This window comes from Actinomyces timonensis (genome assembly GCF_040702965.1).
Lineage (GTDB): Bacteria > Actinomycetota > Actinomycetes > Actinomycetales > Actinomycetaceae > Actinomyces > Actinomyces timonensis_A.
Window position 1 is genome coordinate 75,182 of the sequence record NZ_CP159989.1, and the last position, 20,234, is coordinate 95,415.

The window sequence follows — 20,234 nt, forward strand, 5'->3', positions numbered from 1 at the left end:
GCGCACCACCACCACCGCCGGACACTGGCGCTCAAACCCTGAGCACCAGCGCCCGGCGGCGGCGTTGTGGGTCGTGAGAGGCTCAGCCGCCTCGCGCCGCGCCGGTCCTGACCCGAGGGCGCACGCCCTGGCTCCGCATGACCGCCCAGTAGCAGATCGCGCCCAGTGGCGCCGCGATGAACCAGGAGAAGGAGGCCAGTGACTGGAGGGCCTTGATCGGCAGCAGCGCCACGCACAGGGAGACCGCGGCGGCGGGGATGAAAGCCGCCACGGCGCTCATGTTGAGGCCGCCCCGGTAGTAGTACCGGCCGCCGGGCCGGGGCGAGTAGAGGGCCTCCAGGTCAACCTCATGACGCTTGTACCAGAAGTAGTCGATCGCCAGGATCCCGAAGAAGGGACCCAGCAGCGCCCCGAGCGAACCCAGGAAGTAGGTGATCGCAGTCGGGTTGCCGTAGAGGTTCCACGGCGTGACGAGGATCGAGGCGACGACGGCGACGATGCCGCCCACCCGGAAGGAGATCCGCTTGGGGTTGATGTTGGACAGGTCGAAGGCGGCGGACACGAAGTTCGCCACGATGTTGACCCCCACCGTCGCCACGATGAACCCGATGCTCACCACGTAGAAGATGATGTTGTTGTCGATCCGGGACAGGAGCTCGCCCGGGTCGTGGAAGGCCTCCCCGTAGACCTCGATCGCCGCGGCGGAGCACAGCACGGAGGTCATGGCGAAGGCCGTCCAGTTGAGGGGCAGGCCCAGGACATTGCCCAGAACGAGGGACTTGGCGCTGGGCGCGTAGCGGGCGAAGTCGGAGAAGTTGAGCATGAGTGTGGCCAGGGTCCCCACCGTCAGGCCCACCGTCACAGCGATCTGGTAGAGCTGCTGCCCGAGCCCCGGCGTGACGCCGTCGGCGTTGGCGAGCCAGTCGAAGCGCCAGTCGGCTTGGCTGAGCATCCACACGCCCAGGCCGATCATGATGACCCAGATGATGGGACCGGCCATCCCCTGGAAATGACGGACTGCCTCCATGCCGCGCCACACGATGACGAGCTGGATGGCGGACAGCGCCAGGAACGCGATCCAGCCGCTGAGGCGCAGGCCGAGGACGGAGGCGCTGAGATCCCCGAAGCCCGGGACGATCCGCATGAGCAGCAGCTCCAGGGAGATGGAGGCCAGGTAGGTCTGGATGCCGTACCAGGCGATCGCCACGATCCCGCGCACCGCCGCCGGGAAGTTCGCCCCCCACACCCCCCAGGTGATGCGCGAGACCACCGGGTAGGGGGCGCCTGTCTCATAGCCCATGTAGCCGGAGGCGCAGCAGGCGCCGAAGATGATGAGGGTGGCCACGAGCACCCCGATGACGATGGCCAGTGGGGTCATGCCCATGAGCGTCCCCGTGCCGATGAACAGCGCCGCCGCGAAGGTGTAGTTCGAGGCGTTGTGGGCGTCGTTCATCCACAGGGAGAACAGGGAGTAGGAGTTCCAGTTGCGGTCATCGGGGCGCGCGGGGGCCAGGTCCTCGTTGAACAGGCGCCCATCGGGGTCACCGGCGCGCAGGGTGTCGTTGGAGACGTCGGCGGCTCTCATGATGACCCCGCTCCCGCGCATAGGGAGATGGCCGTGGGCGCGTCGGCCGCCGGGTCCTCGGCGATCGCCTCGAACTCGTTGACGGCGTCGAGGGCCGTGCCCATGGAGATGTTCGTGACCCGCTCCAGGATCGCCTCGACGACGACGGGCACCTGATCCCTGTGCGCCAGCTCGCGGGCGCGGCCCAGGGCGTCGGCGAGCTCCTCGGGCGTGCGGGCGCGGATGGCGTGGCAGCCCAGGCCCTCGACGACGGCCACGTGGTCCACCCCGTAGCCGCCGGTCCGCGGGGCGTTGATGTTCTCGAAGGAGAGCTGCACCTGGTAGTCCATGTCGAAGTTGCGCTGCGACTGGCGGATGAGCCCGAGGTAGGCGTTGTTGACGACGACGTGGACGTAGGCGATCCGGTGGTGGGCGGCCACGGCCAGCTCCTCGATGAGGAACTGGAAGTCGTAGTCCCCGGACAGGGCCACCACGGGCGTGCCCGGGTCGGCGACGACCGCCCCGATGGCGGCGGGGATCGTCCAGCCCAGGGGCCCTGCCTGGCCGGCGTTGACCCAGTGGCGCGGCTTGAACACGTGGAGCATCTGGGCCGCGGCGATCTGGGACAGGCCGATGGTGGTCACGTACCGGGTCTCGGGGCCGAAGGCCCGGCACATCTCCTCGTAGACGCGCTGCGGCTTGAGGGGGACGACGTCGAAGTGCGTCTTGCGCAGGAGCGTGGCCTTGCGCTCGTGGCACTCCTCCACCCAGGGCGCGTGGCGCTCCACGGGCTCGGTGTAGCGCTCGCGCGCCGCGGCCAGGAGCGCCCGCAGTGCGAGCCCGGCGTCGGAGACCGCGGAGAAGTCCGGTGGGAAGATGCGCCCGATCTGCGTGGGCTCGATGTCCACGTGGACGAAGCGCCTGCCCTCCCGGTAGACCTCCAGGTTGCCGGTGTGGCGGGCGGCCCAGCGGTTCCCGATCCCGATGACGAGGTCGGAGGCCAGGAAGGTGGCGTTGGCGTAGCGCTGGGAGGTCTGGATCCCGGCCATGCCCTGGGCGAGCCGGTGGTCATCCGGGATGGAGCCCCAGCCCATGAGCGTGGAGATGACCGGCACCCCGAGGAACTCGGCCAGGGCCACCAGGTCATCCGCGGCGTCGGCGTTGATGACGCCCCCACCGGCGATGATGACCGGGCGCTCGGCGCCATCGAGCATGTCGAGGATCCGATCGGCCTGGTAGCGGGACATCGCGGGGATCGCCACGGGCAGGGGCTCGTAGGCGTCGATGTCGAAGTCGATCTCGGCGACCTGCACGTCGAAGGGCAGATCGATGAGGACCGGCCCGCGGCGCCCTGAGCGCATGAGCTGGAAGGCCGTGGCCAGGGTGCCGGGGATCTGGGCGGGCTCCAGGACGGTGACGGCCATCTTGGTCACGGGCGAGGCGATGGAGGCGATGTCCACGCCCTGGAACTCCTCCTTGCTCAGCATGGCCACCGCCGCCTGACCGGTGAGGCACAGGATCGGGATCGAATCGGCCCAGGCGGAGTAGAGGCCGGTGACCATATCGGTCCCACCGGGGCCGGAGGTGCCGATGCACACGCCGATGTTGCCCGGCGCGGCGCGGGTGTAGCCCTCGGCCATATGGGAGGCGCCCTCGACATGGCGGGCGAGCACGTGCCGGATGCCCCCGTGGTTCTTCATGGCCGAGTACAGCGGGTTGATGGCCGCGCCCGGCACGCCGAAGGCCTGGGTGGCACCTTCTTTCTCGAGGATGAGGACGATCGCGTCCACTGCGCGCATACGAGCCATCACAAGCTCACTCCTTCTCGGATCAGTGGTCTCATAGGGTGCGCCAGGCCTCGCGGAGGACCCGCTTGGCGTCGGCGACGACGGTCTGGGTGCTCTCCCCTGCGCCAAGCGGCTGGACCTCGAAGGCGACGACGGGGCGCTCGGCGGCGTCGGTGCGCAGGTAGCCGATGTCGAGCAGGCCGCGCAGGAACTCGCGCACCTGGGGGACGTTGTTCTCCCCCTTGGGGTGGGAGAAGGCGGGGTGCTTGTCCCCGTAGGCGGGGTCCGAGGGGTCCCGGATGACGCAGTTGCCGATATGGGCGTGGTTGATGAACTCGGCGGTCTCGCTCAGCGCCTGGTGGACGGTCTCGCCCTGCATGGGCAGGTGGGACAGGTCCACCATGAGCCCGAAGCCGGGGATCGCCTTGCGCACCTCCCGGGCCAGCTCGCAGGCGAGCCGGTTGGTGCCGATGAGGGCGCACTTGTCGGTGGAGTCATCGAAGGTCTCCAGGGAGAGCGTCAGATCCCCCTTGGAGGCCGCGTAGCGGCCGAGCTGGACGATCGAGTCCGCCAGGAGCCCCAGAGCGGTCTCACGCTGGTCGGCGGGCGGATTGGGGCCGGACAGGAAGCCGAACTTGCCGGCGCCCAGCTCGTAGGCCTGGTCGATGCCGCCCTTGAGGGTCTCGATGGCGGCGGCGCGCTCGGCGTCATCGGTAGAGTTGAGGTTGAGCCTGCCCCGCAGGATGAGGGGCTGCCCACCGAAGCCGACGGTCATCCCGGCGCTGGAGACGACCGCTGCGACGTCGGCCCGCTCGGCAGGGTCCTTGACGTGGGTGACCTCGATGGCGTCGAAGAAGTCGTCGGCGGCGATGCGCGCGACGCTGGCGGCGATCTCGCCCTCTCCGGTCATGGCGGCCGGGTCCGCCATGAAGTGGACGATGCCGACCTTCATGTAGTCGTGGAGGGATTCCTTCATGATGCTCGCTCCTTGAGTGGATGGATGCGCCGGAGGCGCGAATGGTGAGGCGGGGAGGGGTCAGCCCCTGCGGCGCCCGATGACGCGGCGCGCGGCGTCGGCGATATTGGCGGCGCGCAGCCCGAAGTGGTCGAAGAGCTCGTCCATGGTTCCGGACACCCCGAAGACGTCCCGGGTCCCCACCCGCTCCATGGGCACCGGCCGGGCCTCGATGAGCGTCTCGGCGACGGCGGATCCCAGGCCTCCGATGATCGAGTGCTCCTCGGCGGTGACGAGTCCGCCCGTGCGATCGGCGCTGGCCAGGACGGAGTCGGCGTCGAGGGGCTTGATGGTGTGGTGGTGGACGACCTCGGCGCTGATGCCCTCGGCGGCCAGGAGCTCAGCGGCCCCCAGGGCCTCGGAGGCCATGGCGCCGGTGGTCAGCAGGGAGACGTCGGCGCCCTCGCGCAGGGTGACGGCGCGACCGATCGCGAAGGGGGTGGCCTCCTCGGTGAGCACAGGCACGCCGAGCTTGCCGACCCGCAGGTAGACGGGCCCGGGGTGGGCGTAGGCGGCGCGGACGGCCTTGCCCATCTCGACGGCGTCGCAGGGCACGAGAACCGTCATCCCGGGGATGGAGCGCATGAGGCTCACGTCCTCCAGGGGCAGGTGGGTGGCGCCCTCCTGCGCGGCGGTGGTGCCGGCGTTGTGGCCGACTATCGTCACCGCCCGGCCCGAGTAGGCCACGGAGACGCGGATCTGGTCGAAGCCGCGCCCGGTGAGGAAGTTTGCGTAGGCGTTGGCGAAAGGGGCCTTGCCCATGGCCGCCAGGCCCGCGGCAGTGCCCACGATGTCGCACTCGGCGATGCCCAGGTTGATGAATCGCTCGGGGATCGCCTCCCCGAAGCGGAAGGTGTAGTTGGCCTTGGAGCAGTCGCCGTCGATGACGAAGACGTCCTCGTGGGCACGGCCGAGCTCGATGAGCGCCTCGGCGTAGCCGTCACGCGGTTCTCTGATCCGGGTGGTCTGGCTCATCGCAGTTCCTCCAACGCGATCCGCAGCTCGGCGTCGGTGGGCGCCAGGCCGTGGTACTTCGCCGTGTTCTCCATGAAGCTCACGCCCTTGCCCTTGACGGTGCGGGCGATGATCGCCGTGGGCGCGCCCTTGGTAAGCGCCGCCCGGGTCAGGGCGCCGTCGATGGCTCGCAGGTCGTGGCCGTCGATCTCGATGACCTCCCAGCCGAAGGCCCGCCACTTGGCCCCCTGGTCGCCGAGCGACTTGACCGAGTCGACGGTGCCGTCGAGCTGGATGCCATTGGCGTCGATGAGGGCGCACACGTTGTCCAGGCCCCGGTCGGAGGAGGTCATCGCGGCCTCCCAGATCTGACCCTCCTGGCTCTCGCCGTCACCGATCATGACGTAGTAGCGGGAGTCCAGGCCGTCGTGCTTGGCGGCGATGGCGGCGCCGTTGGCCACGGACAGCCCCTGGCCCAGTGAGCCGGAGGAGGAGTCCACCCCCGGTAGGTGGGTATTGGAGGGGTGGCCCTGGAGCCGGGTGGGCAGGGCCCGGAAGGTCATGAGCTCCTCGCGGGGGAAGAACCCGCGGGCGGCCATGGCCGCGTAGTAGGCGGGCGTGCAGTGCCCCTTGGACAGGAAGAACTGGTCGCGCTCGCGCCAGTCGGGCTCCTCGGGACGCACCCGCAGGTGGTGCAGGTAGAGGACCACCAGGGCGTCGATCGCGGACAGTGATCCGGCCGGGTGACCGCTGCCCGCCTTGTTCGTCATGCGGACGATGTCGCGCCGGCACTGGCGGGCGACGTCCGTGAGCTGTGAGAGCTCATCGTCGGTGAGCATTCGCTCCTCCTCCCCGGGCGGCCCCGCTCCGGGATGAGCGGGGCCGACCCTCGTGTGGTCTCAGATCTCGCGGAAGGAGATCTCCTGGGCGCCCTCCCACAGGAACTTCTCGCCCAGGGCGGGGAGGTTCTCGTTGCCCTCGACGATGGTGGCGAAGTGGTTGCCGGCGAGCTGGCCAGCCTTGGAGGCGAAGTTCACGTAGCCGTAGCCGATGAGCAGCTCTGTCTCCGACACGCCTCCGGGGTAGATGACGATCTCGCCGGGGTGCGGGTAGCAGGTGCCGTTCTCCGGCTCGATCCCGAGGTCGAGGTCCCCGAAGGGGATCCATCCGGCCTGGCCGGACCAGCGCACGTGGATGATCCGGGAGTCCAGGGGCAGGAGCTTCTCGCGGAAGGCCGCCACGGTGCGCGGCGCCGCCTCCTCCTCGTAGCGGGCCTTGAAGGTGTAGCCGCCCGCAGTGATCTCAAGCATGGTTCGTGTCCTTTCGTGGGGGTGGGTGGTGATGGTGGTGGGGCGGCACCGTCGGGACGGGGCGCGCCTCATAGGCCGAGGATCGAGGTGACCAGGGCCATCCGGATCGAGACGGACTGGAGGATCGCCCGGAAGTAGAGCTGGTGCGGGGTGTCGTCGATCCGCAGGTCCATCTCGCCAGCGCGGCGGGGCAGGGTGTGGGTGACGTAGATCTGGTGGCCCTTCTCCGCCTCCTCGGCGAGGGTCTCGTAGCGCACGAAGTAGCGATCCATGAGGGTCTTGAACTCCTCGGCCTTGGCGCCTGCGGGCGCGGAGCAGCCGGGCAGGTAGATGAGGTCCTGCGTGCGCACGAAGTCGTTGAAGGTGTCCTGCTCGAAGTCGAACTCCTCGCTGAGGCCCGCCTTGGACTCTGCGCGGATGCGGTCGGTGACCTCGGTGGGCGTGCGCCGGTCGGAGTCGGAGCAGATGGTGACGTTGGCGCCCAGGCGCGCCAGCCCGTAGGCCATGGAGTGGCCGGTGCGGGCCTCGATCATGTCCGGGGAGACGACGGCGACGTTGAGACCCTCGATCCTCCCGAAGCGGCGCCACATGGTGTACAGGTCGAGCAGGGCCTGGGTGGGGTGCTCCCAGTGGCCCCAGCCGCCGTTGATGATGGGGCACTCGGCGGCCTCGGCGCCGCGGCGCGCCTCCTCCTCGTCGTAGTGGCGCAGCACGATGAGGTTGGCGTACTGGGAAACGCAGCGCATCGTGTCCTCGATGCTCTCCTCCTTGGCCACCGAGGAGGTGACCTTGGGGTTGGCCTCGACGATCGTCATGCCACCGAGCCGCTCGACGGCGGTTTGGAAGCTCATGCGGGTGCGCGTCGAGGGCTGGAAGAACATCAGCGCGATCATCTTGTCGGTGAGGATCTCGGCCCGGGTGCGGTTGAAGAGCTCGAGGCTCTTGCCCAGCTCGAAGAGGTTGTAGAGCTGCGTGTCGGACAGGTCGTTGATGGAGATGAAGCTCTTGCCGACGTTGTCGACGGCGTCCACGAGCCCCTTGAGCGATCGCATGTGCTCAGACATGTTCCTTCCTCCTTCGGGAAGCGGTGGTGGGTGAGTGGTTCGGCGGATGGCGGGCGGTGGGCCGCCACCGATAGGGCGGCCGGAGTGGGCGGTCAGCGGCGGCGCAGCAGCCGCCCGGCCTTGGAGTCGCGGTCGACGCTCCGGCCGCGCAGGATGGTGCGGTTGACGACGCCGCGCAGCTCACGCCCCTGGTAGGGCGAGATCGGGTTGCGGTGCTCCAGCGCGGTCACGTCCACGGTGAAGGCGGCCTCGGGATCGAGGACGATCAGGTCCGCGTCATTGCCGACGGCGATCGCCCCCTTGCCGGGGATGGAGAAGGTCGCGGCGGGGGCCCATCCGTACCAGCGGGCGAGGTCGCTCAGGGTCGCCCCGAACTCGGCGCCGGCGCTCCACACGGCGGCGGGCCCGAGCTGCACGGAGGCCACGCCTCCCCAGGCCTGGGAGAAGTCGCCGGTGCCCTGGCGCTTGAGGTCGATGGTGCACGGCGAGTGGTCGGAGGCGACGTGGTCGATCGTGCCGTCGAGGAGTCCCGCCCACAGCTCACGGCGATTGGCCTCGGAGCGGATCGGCGGGGCGCACTTGTACTCGGTGGCGCCGTCGGGGATCTGCTCGGCGGCGAAGGTGAGGTAGTGCGGGCAGGTCTCGGCGGTGATGCGGAGGCCCTCCTCCTTGGCGGCGCGGATGAGGGGCAGGGCCTGGGCCGAGGCGAGGTGGAGGATGTGGATCCGCGCCCCGGTGGCCCGGGCGGCCTCGATGACGGCCGAGATCGCGGCGGTCTCGGCGGCGTCGGGCCGCGAGCGCAGGTACCCGGCGTAGTCGCGGCCGATCTCCTGCGGGGCGCTCGCCAGGACGCCAGGGTCCTCGGCGTGGACGATGAGCGGGGCGTCGACGCGGGCGAGCTCGCCCAGGGCCTCGCGCACGCCGTCGTATCCCAGGAAGCCGTACTCGTCGATACCGGAGTGGGCGGTGAAGCACTTGAAGCCGAAGACGCCGCGCTCCCACAGGGGCGCGAGCTCGGCGGTGTTGCCGGGGACGGCGCCTCCCCACAGGCCCACGTCCACGGAGAGCTTGCCGCGAGCGGCCTCCTCCTTGAGCTCGAGGCTCGCCACGCTCACGGTGGGCGGGGAGGAGTTGAGCGGCATGTCGAGGATCGTGGTGACGCCCCCGGCCAGCCCCGCGCGGGTGGCGGTCTCGTAGCCCTCCCACTGGGTGCGGCCGGGCTCGTTGATGTGGACGTGGGAGTCCACGAGCCCGGGCATGAGGACGTGGTCGTCGGGGACCTCGATGCGCTCGCGGGCGATGGGGGCGGTCCCGGGCTCGACGACGGCGGTGATGCGCTCGCCGTCGATGACGACGGCCGCGGGCCGGATGCCGTCGGGCAGGACCGCGCGGTTGGCCGTGACGACGAGGTCATGGGCCAGCCCGGTCGATGATGTCGGTGCGGTGGTCATGATGCTCTCCTCTCGCCGCCGCAGTGGGGCGGTCAGGGTTGATGAGTGCTGGTCAGGGGCATTTAGCGCTGGCGGGGGGTTCAGGGCGGGCCCGATGCCGGACGCGCTCAGCGGGCGACGGAGTCGCGGTCGGCGTCGAGGTCGACGGTCCGGGCCTGGCGGACGGCCCTGAGGACGTAGGGGTCCGCCCGGGACATGAGCAGGTGGATCACCAGGCCCAGCACGGCTCCGATGAACCAGGAGAACGGGCTGAGGAACTTGCAGAAAGCGACCGGGACGACGGCGACGATGATCGAGGGCGCCGAGGCGATGAGGAAGGCCCAGACGGCGCGCATGTTCCACCCGGAGGCGAAGGTGTGCATGCCGTCCCGCTTGAACAGCTCGGACACCTGGACCTGGCCCTTCCGGAGCATGTAGTAGTCGGCGATGATGATGCCGAAGAGGGGTCCGAGCACCGCGCCGAGCGCGGCGAGGAACACGTTGATGACGACCGGGTTGTTGTAGAGGTTCCACGGCGTGATGACCAGGGCGATGCAGGCGGCGATGAACCCGCCCCGCTTGAAGTCGATCTTCGCCGGCCAGGCGTTGGCCAGGTCGTAGGCCGGGGAGACGAAGTTCGCCACCACGTTGATCCCCAGGGTGGCCACGGTGAAGGTGATGGCTCCCAGGACGATGGCGATGGGGTGGTCGATCTTGGCAACGAGGTCCACGGGGTCGTAGATGTACTCGCCGTAGATCTGGTAGGAGCCAGCCGTCACGAGCACGGAGACCACGGAGAAGGCGATGAAGTTGACGGGCAGGCCCCACAGGTTCGCCATCCACACGGCTTGCCGGTTGGGGGCGAATCGCGAGAAGTCGCAGAAGTTGAGCAGGAGGGTGGAGAAGTAGGTGACGGTGAGGCTGATGGCGGCGAGCAGGGCGTAGCCGGTGCCCCACTGGGGCGCTTCCGCCGTCAGGCTCAGCGAGATGTGCCAGTCGGCCAGGTAGAGGACGTAGGCGGTGAGCAGGAACATGACCACCCAGACGGCGGGGCCGGCCCAGTCCTGGAACTTGCGGATGGTCTCCATGCCGCGGCGCAGCAGGAGGATCTGGAGGCACCACATGAACAGGAAGGCGGCCCAGCCGAGCAGCGTCTCACCCAGAAAGCGGGTCTGACCGAGGTTCGTGATGCCTGGCCACAGGCCCCCCAGGAGCACGATGACGGCCTTGGAGGCGAGCCAGGTCTGGATGCCGTACCAGCAGATGGCGACGGCGCCGCGCAGCAGGGCGGGCAGGTTGGAGCCCACGGTGCCGAAGGTGATGCGGGCCAGCACCGGGTAGCACAGGCCGGTGGCCTGCCCGGCGAAGCCGACGAGGTTCATGAGGAAGAAGACGACGACGATACCGATGCTCAGGGCGCCGAAGACGTGCCAGGCGCCCAGGCCGAGGGCGAAGAGCCCGGCGGCGAATGTGTACCCGCCGATGGAGTGGATGTCTGACATCCACATGGCGAAGAGGGAGAAGAACCCCCAGTCGCGCTCCTTGGGCGGTAGGAGGTCGTCGTTGACGAGGCTGTTGCTGATCTCTGGTTCGGCGCTCGGGGCGGCCGTCTGCTGTGGTGCCATGGTGCGACCTCTTCCGTCAGGGGTGGGCGTCATCGCCCTCGGATGTGATTCGTGCGCTCAGGCACGGGATGCGGTTCAGCGGGGTGGCGGGATTCAGGGGGTGATGGTGGTGCCGGTGGCGCCCGCGAGGGCGTCGACCATGCGGGGGAGGGAGGTGATGATGACCCGTTTCCCGCCGCGCTCGAGGAAGGAGACGGCCGCCTGGATCTTGGGGGCCATGGAGCCGGCGCCGAACTGCCCCGCCTCGAGGTGCTCGCGAGCCTGCGCGATGGTCAGGGACCGCAGCTCGGCCTGGGTGGGCTTGTTGAAGTCGAGGCAGACGGCGTCGACGGCGGTGCAGATGATGAAGTCCTGGACGCCGAGGCGGTTGGCGAGCAGGGCAGAGGCGAGGTCCTTGTCGATGACGGCCTCCACGCCGGTGAGTCGGGCGTCGTCGCGCCGCACGGGGATGCCTCCGCCGCCGCAGGCGATGACGATGCTGCCGGCGTCGGTGAGGGCCTGGATCGTGCCCGCCTCGACGATCTCGAGGGGCTGGGGCGAGGCGACCACCCGGCGGTAGCCGCGGCCGGAGTCCTCGCGCAGCACCCACCCCTCCTCGCGCTCGTGGCGCTGGGCCTCCTCGGCGCTCATGAACGAGCCGATGGGTTTGGTGGGGTCGTCAAAGGCGGGGTCGGCGGGATCGACGACGGTCTGGGTGACGATCGCGGCCACGTCCTTGGAGATGCCGCGCTCGGCCAGGGCGTTGCGCAGGCCACGGGCGAACATGTAGCCGGTGGCGCCCTGGGTGTCGGCGCCGAGGACGTCCAGGGGGATCGGCGGCAGCTCGCCGAGGGCCAGCTCCGCGCGCCGCAGCAGGAAGCCGACCTGCGGCCCGTTGCCGTGCGTGACCACGGGGGTGAATCCGGCCTCGACCAGACGGGCGATGCTCGCGGCCGACTCGGCCACGGCGGCGGCCTGGTGGGCCACGGAGATCTCATCGCTGTTCTTGACCAGGGCATTGCCGCCAACGGCGACGACGACTCCTCGGGTGCTCATGGCTCGTCCTTTCAGGGGTGGAACGGTGTGGGTTGGTCAGGGGCGGGGAAAGGCGGTTGGCGATCGGCGGCGGTGACCGCCTCAGGTGGCCGCGCCCCGGGCGCTCGGGAGGGGCCAGCCGCGCACCTCCTTGGGGCGCGGCGCGGCGTAGGCGCGCGATTTCGATGTGCTCAGGCCGAGCCTGACGAGGTCCTCGGCGAGCTTGACGGCAGCGGCGACGCCCTCGACGACGGGGATGCCCAGCTCCTGGCTGAGCTCAGCGTCGAGCCCGGCCATCCCCCCACAGCCGAGCACGATGACCTCGGCGCGGTCCTCATCGAGGGCGGCGCGGGCCTGGGCGATGATGGCGCGCCGGGCGGCGTCGACGTCCTCGAGCTCGAGGACCCCCATGCCGGTGGAGCGCACCGAGGCGCAGTGGGCAGCCAGCCCGAAGGCCGCCAGGCGCTCTTCGATGAGGGGGACGGTGCGGTCCAGGGTGGTGACGGCGCTGAAGGAGCGGCCCAGGAGCATGGCAAGGTGGACGGCCGCCTCGGTCATGTCGACGACGGGGACGTCCAGGAGCTCCATGAGCCCCTCCTTGCCGTGCTCCCCGAACCCGGCTTGAACGACGGCGTCGAAGGGCTCGGGGCAGGTGGTCACCGCGCTCATGACGGCGACGGCGGCGAGGTGGGACTCGAAGTTCCCCTCGACGGAGTCCGCGCCGACGGTGGGGGTGAGCCCGATGATCTCGGTGCCCGGGGCGGCGACGGCGCGCGCCGCCTCGGCGATCGACTGGGTCATCGACTCGGTGGTGTTCACATTGACGACAAGGATTCTCATGCTCTCGCTCCGCCCCGCGGTCACTGTCCGGCTCTGCATCATTGCGAGCCACACTCCTCAGAGGTCAGTGCTCTAAGTTGTGTGAACTAAGCGTAAGCCATGTCACATGCGGGCGCAAGACCCTGTCACGATCTGATTGGCCGGGGGCGCGAGTGGCCGCCGCGAGCGCGCGAGCGCCCCGCGGCACTGGGCGGCGGGGCGCTGGTTGAGCAAAGGGCCGGGGACTGGCGGTCCGCCGGCGCTCGGGGTCGCGGCGGGATCAGAGCCCGGCGCGGTGAAGCTGGGTGAAAGCGGTGGCCACGGACAGGACGACCGAGACGAGCGAGCCGATGACGACCGCCGGCATCGAACCGGCGATGGCGGCGAAGGCGGTGAACATGCCGAGGATCGCCAGGATCGCGAAGGCGACGGTGATGATCGCGATGTCGGCGACGCCCGCCGCCCGCTCATGGGGCTGCGCGGGGGCGATGACGCCGGCCGCCGCCGGGAGGGACGACTCGCTCATGGGCGCGGTGATGGCGGACATTTCTCCTGCTCTCCTTCTTGATGTGCCGGCAGGAGCTGTCGCGCTCCTGCACGACTCCGTACGGCTCTGCGCCCCAGTTGGGGGCAGAACGAGTTTACGGCACGTCAGGGGCGTACTCAGACCTCTGGGGAATTGGTTTGCTCACACGAATGGGTCACAGTCAACTGGACGCTCAGAGGTTCTCGTCGAGCTCACTGCCCTCGCGCTCCCGCGCCGAGAGGATGTCGGCGCGCGTGGTGCCCATGTGCTCGAGCATGAGGGAGACGGCGCGCTGCTCGTCACGGGCCTCGATGGCCTCCAGCAGGGCATGGTGCTGCTCGCTCGTGCGCCGCCTGGCCTCGGGGGACTCGAAGGCCCGGAAGCGGACGCCGAGCAGGGCGTCCCGCAGGGGGTGCAGGGTGGAGGCGACGAACTGGTTGCCGGTGGTGTCCACGATGGCGTCGTGGAAGGCGTGGTCGAGGCCGACGAGGGCCTGCACGTTCTCGGTCTTCTGCGCCAGGTCGAACTCCTCCAGGCAGCGGCGCATCTCCGCGAGGTGCTCCTCTGTGCGCTGCTGGACGGCGAGGCGGACGGCGCCGACCTCGAGCATCTCCTCCACGCCGAGCACGTCCACCTCGACCTCGGAGACCCGGCCCTCGTGGGCGGCCACGTACATGAGGTAGGGGAGCTCGCGCCAGCGGAAGCGGGGAAGGAGGAAGGTGCCCCGCCCGTGAACGACGTTGAGGACGCCCCCCATGGAGAGGTTGCGCACGGCCTCGCGCATCGTGGGCCGTGAGACTTTGAGGAATCGGGCGAGCTCGGACTCGCCGGGGAGGGGGATGTCCTCCACGAAGGTCTTGTCGACCACCGCGTCGAGGATCTTCTCGACGGCGTTGGCAACCATGTCGTGAGCCATCTTGCGCCTTCTCATCGCGGGCGCGACGGCGCCCGGCCGTTGGCCGGTCCGATGCGGGCCGCGCCATGAACATGCAGATCACGCTCGGGCATCAGGTGTCCGGGCGATGCCACGATAAGCAGTATCGCGCACGCGAGCCCCGATCCCCTAATACGGGCGGGGCGGCCTCCCGGGGGAGGTCAGACGCAGCGAGCGGAGAGCACGCCGTCGATCGCGAGGAGCTCGTCCAGGACGCCGGGAGCGGGATCGCCCTCGACGTCGACGAGGGTGACGGCGAGGTCGCCCCGGGACTTGTTGAGCAGGTTGGCGATGTTCTGGCCGTGCTCGGCGACGAGGGTGGAGACCTGGCCGACCATGTTGGGCACGTTCCGGTTGATGATGACGAGGCGGTGGGTTCCCTCAGCGCGGGCCATGACGGCCTCGGGGAGGTTGACGGAGTTGCGCACCTGGCCGTCCTCAAGGAAGCCGCGCAGCTCATCAACGGCCATGACCGCGCAGTTGCGCTCCGCCTCCTTCGTCGAGGCACCCAGGTGCGGCAGGGAGATGCACTTGGGGTGCTTGTGCACCGCCGTCGACGGGAAGTCGCAGACGTAGCCGCGCAGGTAGTCCTGGTCGAGGGCGGAGACAACAGCGGCCTCGTCGACGATCTCGGCGCGGGCGAAGTTGAGGATGACGGCGGAGTGCTTCATCATCGCCAGGTGCTGGGTGGACACCAGGCCCCGGGTCGCCTCGATGAGGGGCACATGGACGGTGAGGACGTCCGCCTGGCGGAAGACGTCCTCGATGGTGCGGGCGCGCTCGACCTCCGCCGACAGGTTCCACGCGTGGTCGACGCTGATGGCCGGGTCGAAGCCGATGACCTTCAGGCCCAGCCCCAGGGCCGCGTTGGCCACCTGGACGCCGATGGCCCCCAGGCCGATGACGCCGAGGGTCTTGCCGGGCAGCTCAAAGCCGACGAACTGCTTCTTGCCCGCCTCAACGGCCTTGGAGAAGGCGGCGTCGTCGCCCTCGAGCTCGTGGGCGAAGCGGGCCGCCGGGATGAGGTTGCGCGAGGCGATGAACAGGCCGGCGAGGACGAGCTCCTTGACGGCGTTGGCGTTCGCGCCGGGGGTGTTGAAGACGGGCACGCCGCGCTCGGTCATGGCCGCCACGGGGATGTTGTTCGTGCCGGCACCGGCGCGGGCGATGGCCAGGACACTGTCCGGGATCGGGGTGTCGTGCAGCTTGGCGGAGCGCACGAGGAGGGCGTCCGGGGAGGCGACGGACTCGCCGACCTCGTAGGTCTCAGCGGGGAAGCGGGTCAGGCCCGCGCCCGAGATGGCGTTGAGGGTCCTGACGCGGAACTGCTTGGTCAACGTGATGTCCTTCTGTCGGTGACGCGGGTCGGGATGTCGGTGACGCTTCTTAAGCGCGGGTGCGCTCGAACTCCGCCATGTAGTCGATGAGGGCGCTCACGCCGTCGTCGGTCATGGCGTTGTAGAGGGAGGCCCTCATGCCGCCGACGGAGCGGTGACCCTTGAGGTTGGTCAGACCCGCAGCCTCGGCGCCGGCCAGGAAGTCGGCGTCCAGGGCGGGGTCGGCAAGGGTGAAGGGGATGTTCATGGCGGAGCGTGAGCGCTTCTCAACCGGGTTGGCGTAGAAGCTGGAGGCGTCGATGGCGTCGTAGAGGCGCTGCGCCTTGGCGTCGTTGCGCTCACCCATGGCGGCCAGGCCGCCCTCGTCCTCGATCCAGTGCAGGATGAGGCCCAGCAGGTAGATGGAGAAGGTGGGCGGCGTGTTGAGCATCGAATCGTTGTCCGCCATGACCTTCCAGTCCCAGATGGCGGGGACGTCGGAGCGGGCGCGGCCGAGCAGGTCCTTGCGGATGAGGGAGATGTCCATGCCGGCCGGGCCGAGGTTCTTCTGGGCGCCGCCGAAGATGACGCCGAAGGCGTCGACGTCGATGGGACGCGAGAGGTACATGGAGGAGACGTCGGCGACGATGGGCACGCCGGCGGCCTCCTCGGTGGGAACGTAGGGCATGGTGACGCCGCCGATGGTCTCGTTGGCGCAGTAGTAGAGGTAGCGGGCGCCCTCGGGAACGGTGAAGGAGCCGGTGTCGGGGGTGGTGGTGTAGGAGGAGTCGGCCTCGTCGGCGACGACGACGGCGTCCACCCCCTGGCGCTTGGCCTCCTTGATGGCCTTTGCGGACCACTGGCCGGTGTTGAGGAAGGCGGCGGTGTCACCGCGCTCGGTGAGGTTGGCGGGGATGGCGGAGAACTGGCCGGTGGCGCCGCCGGCGAGGAAGAGGACGGCGTAGTCGTCGCTCGCGCCGGTCAGGCGGCGGATGGTGGCCTCGGCGTCGGCGGCGCAGGCGGTGAAGTCCTTGCCGCGGTGGGAGACCTTGAGCACGGACATCCCGAAGGAGCGCCAGTCGGTGAGCTCGGAGGCGGCCCGCTCCAGGACGGGCAGGGGGAGCTGGGCGGGGCCGGCGGAGAAGTTGTGCACGCGCATGGGGCCAGTATGCCCGTGGGCGCGCCACGCGGGCGTCACGAGTCCGCCATTGGGGAGCGGGCGAGGCGATGCCGTTGGCCGGGCTGAGCAATGAGGAGATCGGGGGCGCGGCTCCACGTCTCCGCGTCCACCGTCAAGACCCTGCTGAGCAGTGCGCAAGGGCGGCTCGGCGCGCGCAACCGGACCCAGGTCGCCGTCCTCGCGGCACGCGCAGGGCTCATCTGACGGTGCCTGATCACGGCCCGGTCCGGTTCCCCGGCGCCCTTGACCCTCACGCGGCGTCAGGCTCCAGGCTCGCACCCGTGAGACACCACTGGGATGCTGAGCACATGCGTGAGCGCGACCTGCCCGGAGCCGGGCAAGACCTGACTGTCGGTGAGGTGGCGCGTCTCGTCGGAGTGTCCGTGCGCACCCTGCACCACTGGGACGCGCTCGGGCTCGCCGCCCCCTCGGGCCGCACCTGGGCCGGCTACCGGCTCTACTCGCCCGACGACGTCGCCCGCCTCCAGCAGGTCCTCGTCTACCGGGAGACCGGCATGCCGCTCGCCCGCATCGGCGAGCTGCTGGACGCGCCCGGCACGAGCGCGCTGGAGCACCTGGGGCGCCAGCACGTGCTCCTGGAAGAGCGCATCACCAGGCTGCAGCGGATGGTCCGCGCGGTTGAGGAGCTGCACGGAGAAGGAGACATTGATGAGCACCACGCCCGAGCAGCGCGCCGAGATCCTCGGCACCGACTGGGACCCCGCCTGGGAGGAGGAGGCCCAGCAGCGCTGGGGCGACACCGACGAGTGGGTCCAGTCCGAGAAGCGCCGAGCCTCCATGAACGCCTCCGACTGGACGCAGGTCAAGGAGGACTCGGACCAGCTCGTGGCCGACCTGGCCGCCGCCATGCGCCAGGGGGTCCAGCCCGGCAGCGAGCGCGCCAACGCCTTGGCCGAGCAGCACCGCGCGAGCATCGCCTACTGGTTCGACACGAGCCACTCCAAGCAGGTGCTCATCGCCCGCGGCTACGTCACCGACCCCCGTTTCACCGCCTACTACGACGCCGTTGAGCCCGGCCTGGCCGCCTGGATCAAGGAGGTCATCGACGCCAACGCCGCCACCCACGGCGTCGACCCGGCGACCGCCGCCTGGGAGTGAGGCCCTTCGGGGGCGGCCCGGCCTTAGTCGACGTCGGCGGGGCGGTAGGCCGTTCGGTGGTGCGCTGGCCTTGCGGGTGCGAGTGGGCGTGGTCGCGAGGTCGGCCTGGAGCCCGCCATGAGTGTGCCCGGGCCGGGGCGCCGGGCGGGGACTGCACGCTCAAGTGACTGGCGCGATTTAGCCAATTCGGACTTTTCGTTGATATTCCGCCGTTTGGGCCCTTTTGCCCAAAACCGCTTCTGAGGCTCCCATGTGCATGACGGTTGCTCATGCACATGGGAGCCGAAGGAGTTGAAACCGCCGAGCCAGAAAACCGCAGGATTCCGCGGATTCTGTCAGAGCCCGATGAGCGTGAGCGTGCATGAGCGCGCGTCCCCCGACAGCACCTGCCACCGCGGGAGGCAACCATGGCTACGGGACCCACCTATGACCAGCGATCGTGCCCGCTGGGTGGGACCGCGTCGGTCATGACCGCGCGGGCCCGGCGGTGGCCAGGCGGTGGCCGGGCGGTCGGCGGTGATCACGCGTGAGGGGCGTGCTGGAGGAGTCCGTAGGCGGCGTCGAGGCCGCTGTAGAAGCGGGTCTTGAGTCAGCTGATGAAGGCGCTTGGATGGAGGGGTTGTAGGCGTCCCACTGGGCGCAAGACGCCCGACCTGACGCGTGACATCGCTCGTGTCTCGCGTCCCTCATCAGCGCTGTGGCGGCTGACGGCATATCCTGTGGGCGTCGTGCGCCAGTTCACAGCTGGTGACCGCAGCGATGAATGGAGCCTCATGAGCACCGACTACTCACAGTCCCCCTACAACGACAACGGGGGCCGGCAACGCCAGTACGACGTCGAGCCCTGGCGCAAGTGGGCCTACTACGGTGGTATCGCACTGCAGGTCGTGGGGTTCCTCGCCTTCGTCTCCGTCTTCGTCGTCTTCTTCACGAGCTTCCACTCGGTGGCCGGCAACCACAGCGCCTTCGACACACACTTCAACCGGACGGTCAACGCCTTCCCCTTCGCCTTCGTCGGCATCCTCCTCATGATCGGCGGCCAGACGCTGCAGAAGATCGGGCGCAAGGGCCTGGCTGGCTCAGGCGTCATCCTGTCCCCCAGGGAGAGGTGCGCGACGCTGAGCCCTGGAGCCGCGCGCAGGGAGCCAAGGACCAGCAGCGGCTTGAGGAGGTGCCCGCACTGGGCGGGCTGGGCGGGGGCGCCGAGCCGCAGATCCGTGTGCGCTGCCGGTCCTGCGGGTACCTCGAGACCGAGGACGCCACCTTCTGCTCCGGCTGCGGCGCCCGCATGTAGCGCAGGTGCCGGGGGTGCGGGTCGCGGCTGCGCCTTCGTGGACGGGGTCAGGTCCCTGAACGTGATGCCGCGGTTCTTCGTCAGGGGGGGAGGAATGCCACGGGAGACACGCCAATCACAGCGGCCAAGTCGGACGTGGTCGCAGACCGATGAACACGGGCTTGGGCTAGGCGTGGTGGTCAGAGCCCAATATCTGCGTCAGCATTCCTGTTGCGAGGAGATCGCTCTTAGATCGACCTTACGCTTGAGATCGTGGCCCCAGCGGTAGTCACCAGTTCGACGCTGAGCCTGTCCCAGGACGATACTCGGCGCAATGCCAATCTCGTCAGCAAGCTTCTCGAATGGCCCAAATATTCCTCCCGCTGGGAAGTCGATCCTCACATCCCTCAGGAACGAGTACATGCGAGGCGTACTCGTTGGCTTCCTGCTCCATCTCGTCCTTGGCGTCGCTAAGGTAGAGACCCTTCACGTCATGGAGCAGGACGTGCCCAATCTCATGGAACAGCGCGAACCAGAACTGGTCATCGCTCTTCCACAGTCCGGACAGCTGAATGAGGGGATGGCCACCGAACCACCGAGTCGCACCATGGATCCCAAGACCTGGAACCGCCGGGATCAGAGCAAGAGTGACACCGCACTCACGCAGGAGATCCTGCGCTCTACGAACACCCACAGCCGACTCCTCGACAGTCAACGCTCGAAGATCCGTAATCGCTTCCTCAAGTCGGGTCCGGTCGTAAGGCGGCATGTCTTCGTCATTGACGTCCAGCTCACCGGCGCGCAGCCATACTGCCAGTGACGGAGAATCCTGATGCCCCACGGCGGAGCGTCGATAGGCAACCGCCCCCTCCCCCCAGGTCCTCACAAAAGCGTCGACGGAGGAGACGCGTAAGAACTTCAGCAGGTCACGCACCGTGCCAGTCTTGTCCCTTGCGCCAGCGGCGATGAAGCCGTTGTCGCGCAAGTACTTCAGCGGGAAAGCCTTGACCTGCTCATACTGATCCTCAAGGACGCGATCGGCCTTGCGACGAGCGAGCGCCTCACGATAGCCGACCTCGTGGAGATTCCAGATGCGCGCAGGCACACCGGTGACGTTCTCAAGCTTGAGTGCCATGTCGTGACTCAGTGGGGCCTCGCCGTGGAGAAGCTTGCTCACGTGCTTGCGACTCACGTCGAGTTGACGGGCGAGCTCTGCGGCGTTGACGCCCTCGTCCTCCATCCACTCCGCAATATAGTCGCCGGTGGGCACCATGTAGTCGGGGTACTGATTCATGACTGCCCTC

General features: G+C 69.1%; 19 protein-coding genes and 1 pseudogene. 4 read left to right on the plus strand and 16 right to left on the minus strand.

Features of this window, described 5'->3' with window-relative positions:
• Positions 1-82 precede the first annotated feature (82 nt).
• The 15 genes from ABXS69_RS00315 to serC form a co-directional block, all read right to left on the minus strand.
• Positions 83-1,585: an NCS1 family nucleobase:cation symporter-1 gene (locus ABXS69_RS00315; protein ID WP_366180655.1), complete on the minus strand. Its 1,503-nt coding sequence runs from the start codon at positions 1,583-1,585 to the stop codon at positions 83-85.
• Positions 1,582-3,372 (minus strand): glyoxylate carboligase, encoded by a 1,791-nt coding sequence (gene gcl / locus ABXS69_RS00320; protein ID WP_366180656.1) that lies wholly within the window; start codon positions 3,370-3,372, stop codon positions 1,582-1,584. Before gcl ends, ABXS69_RS00315 begins: the two co-directional genes overlap by 4 nt.
• A gap of 31 nt (positions 3,373-3,403) precedes the next feature.
• Positions 3,404-4,327, minus strand: coding sequence for a TIM barrel protein (locus tag ABXS69_RS00325; protein ID WP_366180657.1), 924 nt, complete (start codon positions 4,325-4,327; stop codon positions 3,404-3,406).
• 60 nt (positions 4,328-4,387) lie between these two features.
• Positions 4,388-5,341 carry a transketolase C-terminal domain-containing protein gene (locus ABXS69_RS00330; RefSeq protein WP_366180658.1) on the minus strand — a complete coding sequence of 318 codons (954 nt, stop codon included), beginning with the start codon at positions 5,339-5,341 and terminating at the stop codon, positions 4,388-4,390.
• Positions 5,338-6,159, minus strand: a complete 822-nt coding sequence (locus ABXS69_RS00335) for a transketolase (protein WP_366180659.1) — start codon at positions 6,157-6,159, stop codon at positions 5,338-5,340. Before ABXS69_RS00335 ends, ABXS69_RS00330 begins: the two co-directional genes overlap by 4 nt.
• A 60-nt stretch (positions 6,160-6,219) precedes the next feature.
• Positions 6,220-6,630: a DUF3830 family protein gene (locus tag ABXS69_RS00340; RefSeq protein ID WP_159624225.1), complete on the minus strand. Its 411-nt coding sequence runs from the start codon at positions 6,628-6,630 to the stop codon at positions 6,220-6,222.
• A gap of 68 nt (positions 6,631-6,698) precedes the next feature.
• A complete protein-coding gene (locus ABXS69_RS00345) occupies positions 6,699-7,694 on the minus strand; it encodes an aspartate carbamoyltransferase (protein ID WP_366180660.1) in 996 nt (331 codons plus the stop codon).
• Between the two features lie 92 nt (positions 7,695-7,786).
• Positions 7,787-9,145 (minus strand): allantoinase AllB, encoded by a 1,359-nt coding sequence (allB, locus tag ABXS69_RS00350; protein ID WP_366180661.1) that lies wholly within the window; start codon positions 9,143-9,145, stop codon positions 7,787-7,789.
• Between the two features lie 107 nt (positions 9,146-9,252).
• A complete protein-coding gene (locus tag ABXS69_RS00355) occupies positions 9,253-10,749 on the minus strand; it encodes an NCS1 family nucleobase:cation symporter-1 (RefSeq protein WP_366180662.1) in 1,497 nt (498 codons plus the stop codon).
• A 93-nt stretch (positions 10,750-10,842) separates the two neighbouring features.
• Positions 10,843-11,784, minus strand: a complete 942-nt coding sequence (gene arcC / locus ABXS69_RS00360) for a carbamate kinase (RefSeq protein WP_366180663.1) — start codon at positions 11,782-11,784, stop codon at positions 10,843-10,845.
• Between the two features lie 81 nt (positions 11,785-11,865).
• Positions 11,866-12,603 (minus strand): aspartate/glutamate racemase family protein, encoded by a 738-nt coding sequence (locus ABXS69_RS00365; RefSeq protein WP_366180664.1) that lies wholly within the window; start codon positions 12,601-12,603, stop codon positions 11,866-11,868.
• Positions 12,604-12,862: 259 nt separating this feature from the next.
• Positions 12,863-13,108 (minus strand): hypothetical protein, encoded by a 246-nt coding sequence (locus tag ABXS69_RS00370; protein ID WP_366180665.1) that lies wholly within the window; start codon positions 13,106-13,108, stop codon positions 12,863-12,865.
• A 193-nt stretch (positions 13,109-13,301) separates the two neighbouring features.
• On the minus strand, positions 13,302-14,024 hold the full coding sequence (locus ABXS69_RS00375; protein ID WP_366180666.1) for an FCD domain-containing protein: 723 nt from the start codon (positions 14,022-14,024) through the stop codon (positions 13,302-13,304).
• A gap of 179 nt (positions 14,025-14,203) precedes the next feature.
• The gene (locus tag ABXS69_RS00380; RefSeq protein ID WP_366181599.1) at positions 14,204-15,385 is read right to left on the minus strand and encodes a phosphoglycerate dehydrogenase; all 1,182 of its coding nucleotides are present in this window, start codon (positions 15,383-15,385) and stop codon (positions 14,204-14,206) included.
• A 43-nt stretch (positions 15,386-15,428) separates the two neighbouring features.
• Complete coding sequence (gene serC, locus ABXS69_RS00385; RefSeq protein WP_366180667.1) at positions 15,429-16,517, minus strand: 3-phosphoserine/phosphohydroxythreonine transaminase; 1,089 nt, start codon at positions 16,515-16,517, stop codon at positions 15,429-15,431.
• A gap of 90 nt (positions 16,518-16,607) precedes the next feature.
• Here serC and ABXS69_RS00390 point away from each other — a divergent pair, with 90 nt between their 5' ends.
• From ABXS69_RS00390 to ABXS69_RS00405, 4 genes and pseudogenes are all read left to right on the plus strand, one after another.
• The gene (locus ABXS69_RS00390; RefSeq protein WP_366180668.1) at positions 16,608-16,742 is read left to right on the plus strand and encodes a LuxR C-terminal-related transcriptional regulator; all 135 of its coding nucleotides are present in this window, start codon (positions 16,608-16,610) and stop codon (positions 16,740-16,742) included.
• A gap of 104 nt (positions 16,743-16,846) precedes the next feature.
• Positions 16,847-17,122: pseudogene (locus ABXS69_RS00395) on the plus strand (MerR family transcriptional regulator); the annotation flags it as partial.
• Between the two features lie 85 nt (positions 17,123-17,207).
• Positions 17,208-17,657, plus strand: a complete 450-nt coding sequence (locus ABXS69_RS00400) for a TipAS antibiotic-recognition domain-containing protein (protein ID WP_366180669.1) — start codon at positions 17,208-17,210, stop codon at positions 17,655-17,657.
• Positions 17,658-18,765: 1,108 nt separating this feature from the next.
• The gene (locus tag ABXS69_RS00405) at positions 18,766-18,951 is read left to right on the plus strand and encodes a hypothetical protein (protein ID WP_366180670.1); all 186 of its coding nucleotides are present in this window, start codon (positions 18,766-18,768) and stop codon (positions 18,949-18,951) included.
• Positions 18,952-19,276: 325 nt separating this feature from the next.
• Here ABXS69_RS00405 and ABXS69_RS00410 read toward each other — a convergent pair whose 3' ends face one another.
• Positions 19,277-20,224, minus strand: a complete 948-nt coding sequence (locus ABXS69_RS00410; protein ID WP_366180671.1) for an ImmA/IrrE family metallo-endopeptidase — start codon at positions 20,222-20,224, stop codon at positions 19,277-19,279.
• Positions 20,225-20,234 lie beyond the last annotated feature (10 nt).